General features: G+C 43.3%; 2 protein-coding genes, 1 tRNA gene and 1 rRNA gene. 3 read left to right on the top strand and 1 reads right to left on the bottom strand.

Annotated features, from left to right (window positions below):
* The first annotated feature begins 138 nt into the window (after positions 1-138).
* Both rrf and R7P35_RS16770 read left to right on the top strand, forming a co-directional pair.
* Positions 139-255: ribosomal RNA gene (gene rrf / locus R7P35_RS16775) — 5S ribosomal RNA — on the top strand.
* Positions 256-332: 77 nt separating this feature from the next.
* Positions 333-409: transfer RNA gene (locus R7P35_RS16770), tRNA-Asp, on the top strand.
* 748 nt (positions 410-1157) lie between these two features.
* Here R7P35_RS16770 and R7P35_RS16765 read toward each other — a convergent pair.
* On the bottom strand, positions 1158-2489 hold the full coding sequence (locus R7P35_RS16765; RefSeq protein WP_053306797.1) for a cation:proton antiporter: 1332 nt from the start codon (positions 2487-2489) through the stop codon (positions 1158-1160).
* 191 nt (positions 2490-2680) lie between these two features.
* Between R7P35_RS16765 and metH the strand changes: the two genes are divergently transcribed.
* Positions 2681-6361 (top strand): methionine synthase, encoded by a 3681-nt coding sequence (gene metH, locus R7P35_RS16760; RefSeq protein ID WP_213905005.1) that lies wholly within the window; start codon positions 2681-2683, stop codon positions 6359-6361.
* The last annotated feature ends 28 nt before the right edge of the window (positions 6362-6389 follow it).

Raw genomic sequence — 6389 nt, 5'->3', positions numbered from 1 at the left:
AGGCGTTGAGCTAACCTGTACTAATTGCCCGTGAGGCTTAACCATACAACACCCAAGGGGTTTTGATGGACTCAATGAAAGAACATTGAATGTGTAAGAACGAGAATTAAAAAACAGCTTTCCAGATTAAAGAATTTGCTTGGCGACCATAGCGTTTTGGACCCACCTGATTTCCATGCCGAACTCAGAAGTGAAACGAAATAGCGCCGATGGTAGTGTGGGGCTTCCCCATGTGAGAGTAGGACATCGCCAGGCTTTAGTTTTATTTTCACTTTTTCGAAAAGTGAAGACAAAAGCGGACGCTTGCTTATTAAAGCGAGTGATACCACTGCGGAGTGGTAGTTCAGTTGGTTAGAATACCGGCCTGTCACGCCGGGGGTCGCGGGTTCGAGTCCCGTCCACTCCGCCACTTATATTAAGCCTCAGTCGAAAGACTGGGGCTTTTTTCGTTTTGGTTACCTGACTTACCTTAAACCCACTCTCATATTTAAATCTTGCATCTCGAGTTACACTACCCTCTTCACATGGTTTTAATACGTCGTGAACGAGCTAGCACGTAACTCTGTGCCTTAGTCTTAGTCTTATTCCGATACCAAGCTCTAACCAAAGCTCCTTTTATTCGATATTAGAAAATCTAGTTATGTGACAGAGTTTAATTGTTTGAAGTGTCGCTTGTTTCTAATTTGAAAATAGGATGACTTTGAATACAAGTTTAGTCTCACTGAGATCAAGAGAGAGGGGGACTAAATTTCTGTTAAGGCTTTGATCTACCTGAATGCTAGCTCAGTTTTATCTTGGTGAGATTGCTAACCTGTTTGGGTTCTGAACGCAATCACCCTAAATGTATCTTTCTCATAAAAATACAAACTCGCTCATTGCTAAGTATTGTGGAAGTTTAGCTTTGATATTTGCGAGGAGCCTATATTGCCAAGAGAAGAGAAGAGAAGAGAAGTGATAAATGGGTAAATTAAAAGGCTCGTCTATGAATACTATCTATCGGCAATAGTTAGTATCTATGAAAATGCAGCGTAGCGATTCTTAGTATATTTGAAGGTATATCAAAGAATAAGGAGCACTCGTCTTTGAAGGGGAGTCTGAAAATTAGTTATGAAAAAAGCAGCTAGGTAGCTGCTTTTTATTTATTAAGTTACGTGTCTTTAAGAGTCCACTGGCTCCGTATGTTCCGGAGTGGTTATTGCTTGGTTGTTCTCTTCCATCTTCTTCTCTTCTGCTTTTGCTTTTTCAATCATTGGGGTGATTGTTGAGCCTTGAATGAGGATAGAGAAAACAACGACGGAGTAGGTCATTACAAGAATAATCTCTTTTACATCGATTAACTTATCTTGAATCACCCAAATACCAGATGGAATGGAAAGTGCCATTGCCAATGCAAGGCCCCCGCGTAAGCCGCCCCACGTCAAAATACGTACTGACCACGGGTTATATTTTCTGTAACGCTTAAAGCCAATGTACGAGAGAAATACGCTTAAATAGCGAGCTGCTAGTACAAGAGGGACTGAAATAGCCATCATAATCCAGTCTTCTTTGTGGAATTCAAATAGCAGCATCGACATGCCGATCAGTAGGAATAACACGCCATTCAAGAACTCATCAACAAGCTCCCAAAAATGGTCAAGGTGATCTTCACTCTCTTTTGAAAAGCCAATAAAGCGTGTCCAGTTGCCAATCATAATACCGGATACAACCATCGCGAGTGGGCCTGATACATGGATGTATTCAGCAAATGCGTAACCTGCTGTTGGGACACCAATGGTAAGTAACAATTCCATTGAGTGATCATCGGTGGCACTGATCAAGTAGTGGAATAGCAAACCGAGGACGAAACCATATGTGATACCACCGATAGCTTCTTGGATGAAGAGTAAGGTGACACTACCTACAGTTGGTGCCTCAGTGCCAAATGCAATCGTAAATAGAGTGACGAAGATAACCAAACCGAAGCCATCATTGAAGAGCGATTCTCCTTCAATCTGAGTGGAGATACGTTTAGGAGCATCTAGTTTTTTCACAATAGCCAATACAGCGATTGGGTCAGTTGGCGATATTAGAGCACCAAATAGTAAGCAGTAGACCAAATCAAATTGGATGCCAATTAACTGACAAAACCCATACAGTGCAAATCCAATAAAGAACGTGGAAAACAGTGTGGCTCCAAGGGCTAAAACAGTGATCTCCCACTTTTGATCTTTAAGGTTCGGGAGTTTGATGCCTAGTCCACCAGCAAATAGTAAGAAGCCAAGAATGCCTTTGAGCAAGAAATCTTCGAAGTTAATCCTTGTGACCGTCTCCGTCGCAATTTCGGTGAGATGGAACCAGTTGTTTTGACCCGCAATTAAGATTAGAAGTGAAAGCACCATTGAACCTGCGGTAATCGCAATGGTGGTTTGCATCTTTCCTATCTTGCTGTTTACAAAAGCAATTAGCATCGCAGCTGCGGATAGAAAACATAAAGTATGATAGACCGACATAGAGCTCTCTATTTGTAACATTTTATGAATGGAATTCTCGGCTGATGCTGCTTAAATAGCAAACATTTTTTCGTGATTATTTTGTAAGTTAAGAAGGAGATAAAATAATCATTAATTCCACGTTTAGACGTCTAGACTCCTGAAGTTTGTGTGATAGGATGGAAAGATAACTAAAGGAATGAGGCTGTACTGTGGGAAGTAACGTAAGACAACAGATTGAAGCTCAATTGAAGCAACGTATTCTTTTGATTGATGGTGGTATGGGAACCATGATTCAAGGGTACAAACTTGAAGAGCAAGACTATCGAGGAACGCGCTTTGCGGATTGGCATTGTGATCTAAAAGGTAACAACGACCTGTTGGTTCTAAGTCAGCCTCAACTTATCAAGGAAATTCACGCTGCATATTTAGAAGCGGGTGCAGATATTCTTGAGACCAACACTTTTAACGCAACAACCATTGCGATGGCTGACTACGAGATGGAAAGCCTAAGTGAAGAAATTAACTTTGCAGCTGCCAAGCTTGCACGTGAAGTTGCAGACGAATGGACCGCAAAAACACCCGATAAACCACGTTATGTCGCAGGGGTTTTAGGGCCAACAAACCGAACTTGTTCTATTTCTCCTGATGTAAATGACCCCGGATATCGAAATGTTTCTTTCGACGAGTTAGTTGAGGCTTACTCTGAATCGACTCGAGCGCTTATTAAAGGTGGTTCAGACCTTATTCTTATCGAGACCATCTTCGATACGCTTAACGCTAAGGCTTGTTCATTTGCTGTTGAAAGTGTGTTTGAAGAGATGGGTATTGAGTTACCTGTGATGATCTCGGGGACTATTACTGATGCTTCCGGTCGGACATTATCCGGTCAAACCACAGAAGCGTTTTACAACTCATTACGTCATGTTAAACCGATTTCGTTTGGTTTGAACTGTGCACTTGGTCCAGATGAGCTGCGTCCTTATGTTGAAGAGCTCTCTCGTATATCAGAATCTTTTGTTTCCGCTCACCCAAATGCTGGGCTTCCGAATGCATTCGGCGAATACGATTTGTCGCCAGAAGATATGGCTAAGCATGTTAAAGAGTGGGCTCAAAGTGGCTTTTTAAACTTGATTGGTGGGTGTTGTGGTACAACTCCTGAGCACATTCGCCAAATGGCACTCGCGGTTGAAAATATCGCCCCTCGTCAATTACCTGAACTTCCCGTTGCTTGTCGCTTGTCTGGCTTAGAGCCGCTCGCGATTGATAAAGACTCTTTATTTATCAATGTCGGTGAGCGTACGAATGTAACCGGTTCTGCGCGTTTTAAGCGCTTGATTAAAGAAGAGCTGTACGATGAAGCGCTCGATGTGGCTCGTCAACAAGTTGAAAATGGCGCTCAAATTATCGATATCAACATGGATGAAGGCATGTTGGATGCACAAGCTTGTATGGTTCGCTTTTTAAACCTTTGTGCGTCAGAACCTGAAATCTCAAAAGTACCAATCATGGTTGACTCTTCCAAGTGGGAGGTTATTGAAGCCGGTCTTAAGTGCATCCAAGGCAAAGGCATTGTTAACTCGATCTCTCTCAAAGAAGGCAAAGAGAAATTCGTTGAACAAGCTAAGTTGATCCGCCGTTACGGTGCGGCTGTGATTGTGATGGCGTTTGATGAGATTGGGCAAGCAGATACACGTGAGCGCAAAGTAGAAATTTGTACCAACGCTTACCGAATTCTTGTTGATGAAGTGGGCTTTCCACCAGAAGACATCATTTTTGACCCAAACATTTTTGCCATTGCTACGGGGATCGAGGAGCATAATAACTACGCGGTGGATTTCATTGAAGCCGTTGGCGATATCAAACGTGATTTACCACATGCGATGATCTCGGGTGGTGTTTCTAACGTCTCATTCTCTTTCCGTGGCAATAACTATGTACGTGAAGCGATTCACGCGGTGTTCCTCTACCACTGTTTTAAAAATGGTATGGATATGGGGATTGTGAATGCGGGTCAGTTAGAAATCTACGATAACGTGCCTGAAAAATTGCGTGAGGCTGTGGAAGATGTCGTTCTTAACCGTCGTGATGACGCCACTGAGAGATTGTTAGATATCGCGGCGGAATATGCAGGCAAAGGGGTAGGTAAAGAGGAGGATGCCTCTGCACTTGAGTGGAGAACTTGGCCTGTTGAAAAGCGCTTAGAGCACGCGTTAGTGAAAGGAATAACTGAGTTCATCGTTGATGATACCGAAGAGGCTCGTGTCAACGCTTCAAAGCCATTAGAGGTGATTGAAGGCCCACTAATGGATGGGATGAACGTCGTCGGAGACTTGTTTGGTGAAGGTAAAATGTTCCTTCCTCAGGTCGTAAAATCTGCACGAGTGATGAAGCAAGCAGTCGCGCATCTGGAGCCCTACATCAATGCAGAAAAGCAGGTGGGACAAACAAACGGTAAGATTTTGCTAGCGACGGTCAAAGGTGATGTACATGATATCGGGAAAAATATCGTTGGCGTTGTATTGCAGTGCAATAACTACGAAATTATCGATCTTGGTGTCATGGTTCCTTGCGAAAAGATCTTAAAAGTAGCGCAAGAAGAAAACGTCGATATTATTGGTTTATCAGGGTTGATCACGCCTTCATTAGACGAAATGGTGCATGTTGCAAAAGAGATGGAGCGTCTCGACTTTAACTTACCTCTTCTCATCGGTGGCGCAACAACGTCAAAAGCCCATACAGCAGTTAAGATTGAGCAAAATTACAAGCATCCAGTGGTTTACGTGAACAACGCCTCACGTGCAGTGGGCGTATGTACTTCTCTTCTGTCAGATGAACGTCGCCCTGAATTTGTTGAAAAACTTCAAGCTGATTACGAACGAGTACGTGATCAACATAATCGAAAGAAACCGAGAACCAAACCAGTGACATTAGAAGCGGCTCGAGCGAATAAAGTTGCGATCGATTGGGAAGCTTATACTCCTCCAGTGCCTGTTAAGCCTGGCATTCATATCTTCGATGATTTTGATGTGGCTATATTACGTCAATACATCGATTGGACACCATTCTTTATGACTTGGTCACTTGTGGGTAAGTATCCAACAATTTTCCAACATGAAGAAGTTGGTGAAGAAGCAAAACGTTTATTCGAAGATGCCAACGAGTTACTTGATCGAGTTGAGCGAGAAGGCCTGTTAAAAGCGCGTGGAATGTGTGGCTTATTCCCTGCTGCGAGCGTGGGGGACGACATTGAAGTTTATGCTGATGAAACTCGTACCGACGTTGTGAAAGTATTACGTAACTTGCGACAACAGACCGAGAAACCAAAAGGATTCAACTATTGTTTATCCGACTACATCGCACCTAAAGAGTCGGGTAAACATGATTGGATAGGGGCATTTGCTGTCACTGGTGGTATTGGTGAACGAGAGCTTGCTGATGAATACAAAGCACAGGGAGATGATTACAACGCAATTATGATTCAAGCGGTGGCGGATCGCCTAGCCGAAGCGTTTGCTGAGTATTTGCATGAGCGTGTCCGTAAAGAAATTTGGGGTTATGCTGCGGATGAAGATTTATCTAACGATGATCTCATTCGTGAAAAATACCAAGGTATTCGCCCTGCACCAGGTTATCCAGCGTGCCCTGAGCATACTGAAAAAGGACCGCTTTGGGAGCTACTTAATGCGGAAGAGAATATTGGCATGACTCTAACCTCCAGCTATGCAATGTATCCGGGTGCGTCAGTATCTGGTTGGTACTTCTCTCATCCTGACTCACGTTACTTTGCGATCGCACAGATCCAAGAAGATCAGCTAGAGAGTTACGCCGATCGTAAGGGGTGGGATAGGATCGAGGCTGAAAAATGGTTAGGGCCAAACATTAATGGTTAAATTGATGTTTACCTCGTCCAAATATAAC

The sequence above is a fragment of the Vibrio sp. Vb0304 genome (genome assembly GCF_033338995.1).
In the GTDB taxonomy this organism is placed as follows: Bacteria; Pseudomonadota; Gammaproteobacteria; order Enterobacterales; family Vibrionaceae; genus Vibrio; species Vibrio alginolyticus.
This window is presented reverse-complemented; position numbering and strand designations above follow the sequence as displayed.

Excerpts from the sequence above, each read along its gene's own strand:
- R7P35_RS16765 (WP_053306797.1), bottom strand. The coding sequence starts at position 2,489 with ATGTCGGTCTATCATACTTTATGTTTTCTATCCGCAGCTGCGATGCTA.